Source organism: Rhizobacter sp. P3_B12, assembly GCF_056402895.1.
The window spans coordinates 1-2,063 of record NZ_JBFUGN010001052.1 but is presented as its reverse complement, the minus strand read 5'-3'; the positions used below and the strand labels follow the sequence as shown (position 1 = coordinate 2,063).

The 2,063-nt window shown below is 75.1% G+C and carries 2 protein-coding genes; both read left to right on the top strand.

Annotation, left to right across the window (positions count from 1 at the left end):
- The coding region (locus tag AC1D01_RS31950; RefSeq protein ID WP_477873529.1) for a putative baseplate assembly protein at window positions 1-1,748 on the top strand (1,748 nt) is incomplete at its 5' end.
- A 2-nt stretch (window positions 1,749-1,750) separates the two neighbouring features.
- On the top strand, window positions 1,751-2,063 hold a 313-nt coding region (locus AC1D01_RS31945; RefSeq protein WP_477873528.1), incomplete at its 3' end, for a hypothetical protein.

The window sequence follows — 2,063 nt, the reverse complement described above, 5'->3', positions numbered from 1 at the left end:
CCGCCGGCCTGCGCGCCGTGCAGCGCAAGGACGGGGCCGGCTTCCACAACCTGAGCGCCGCCTGGACGCGGCAGGACGTGTTCGCGGCTTTCGGCGACGACCCGGCGATCGGCGCGGAGTTCCAGCTCGGCTTCGACCAGGCCTTGCCGAGCGGCCGCTGGTCGCAGCTCTTCGCCTGCGTCGAAGGCGAGCAGGCGGGGCCGGCCGAGYGGGCGCGCATCGCCGCGGCGGCGAGCGGGCCGCTGCTGCATCACGGCGTGCGGCTCGCCTGGGAGTACTTCGCCGACGACGGCGCCGCGGGCCGCTGGCTGCCGCTCGACGTGGTCGACGACACGCGCGCGTTCAGCCTCAGCGGTGCATTGCGCGTGCGGCCGGGGGCGGCGATGAAGGCCAGCGTGCTCGGGCGCATCGCACAGCCGCAGTACTGGCTGCGCGCCCGGCTGGCCGGCGGCGCATTCGATGCCGCGCCGCGCCTGGCGCGCCTGCTGCTCAACGGCGTCGAGCTGCTGCAATCGACGCCCGTCCGGACCTCATGGCCGATCGCACCCGGCACGGTGGCCGGCGGCCCGCTCACGCCGGGGCAGGGCAGCGCGTTGCGGCTCGTGCTGCAGAAGGGCCGCATCGTCGCCCTGTCGGTCGATGCGTCGCCGGATGCGCCGGTCTTCACGGTGCTCGCCTACACCGCCGCGACCGCCACCGTCCCCGGCCTGCTGGCCGTCGAGGGCACGCTCGCCGGCAGCGGCAGCGGCGAACCTTCGCAGCGGATCACGCTGGCGCAGCGCCCGGTGACCGAGTCGTCGCTGTGCCTGTTCAGCTTCGAAGGCACGCACTACCGGGCCTGGACCCGGGTCGACGACTTCAGCGCATCGGCGCGTGCCGATGCGCATTTCACGCTCGACGCGAGCACCGGCGAGATCGTTGCGGGCGACGGCGAGCAGGGCCGGGTGCTGCCGCCCGGCTGCCAGGTCTTCGCCTTCCACGAGGCGACCCGGCCGGCACCGGCGATCGCGCAGCTCGCCGGGCTGGCCGACAGTCCGCACAACCAGGTCTTCCTGCCGGATGCGAGCGCGATCGGCCGCATCGCCAGCGGCGCGCCGGTCCTGCTGGAAGCTGCTGCGCCGGCCGAAACGCTGGCGCATGCGCTGGGCCGCGCGATCGAGCAACGCGAGGCGCGGCTGCGCGCCGTGACGGCCGAGGACTTCGAGGCCCTCGCGCTCGGCACGCCCGGCCTGCGCGTGGCCCGAGCCATCGCGCGCCCCAACCTCTACCCCGGCCTCGAATGCGTGAACGCGCCGGGCATGGTCACGCTGATCGTGCTGCCGTTCCTGCCGCGCGCGAGGCCGCTGCCGGGCCGTGGTTTCCTCGACCAGGTGGCTGCCCGGCTCGAGGCGCGGCGCACGATCGGCACGCGCGTGGTGGTGGCCGGCCCGCGCTACCTGGAGCTGGCGGTCAGCGCCCGCGTGCAGGCGCTCGACGGGGTCGACAGGAAGCGGCTCTCGACCCAGGTGGCGCTGGCACTGGACGCCTTCTTCGATCCGGTCACCGGCGGGCCCGACCGCACCGGCTGGCCGCTCGGCCGCGATGTCTACCGCGCCGAGGTGATGCAGGTCATCGACCAGACGCCCGGCGTCGACCACGTGCTCACGCTCGAGCTCATCGCGCAGGGCTGCGCACCGAGCTGCGGCAACGTCTGCCTGCGCCCGACCTGGCTGGTCGCGGCCGGCCGGCACAACATCGAGGTGCCCTGACCATGTCGACGCCGTACCGCCGTGACCTCGAGCGGCTGCAGTACTGGCAGGGCCAGACGCTGCGCAGCCGCGATGCACGCGACCAGGGCCGCTTCGACGCGTTGCGCCGCCAGCTGCACAACCGGGCCTTGCACGCGACCGGCGGCATCGCCTTCGGCCTGCGGGTGCGGCTCGCGGCCGACGACCCGCAGCGCGTCGAGGTGGCCTGCGGGCTGGCCTACGACCTGCGCGGGCGCGAACTGGTGCTGCAGCGGGCGCGCCGGGCGCCGCTGCCGGCCGAGCCGGGCTGGCTGGTGCTGCGCATGCGCAGCGCCC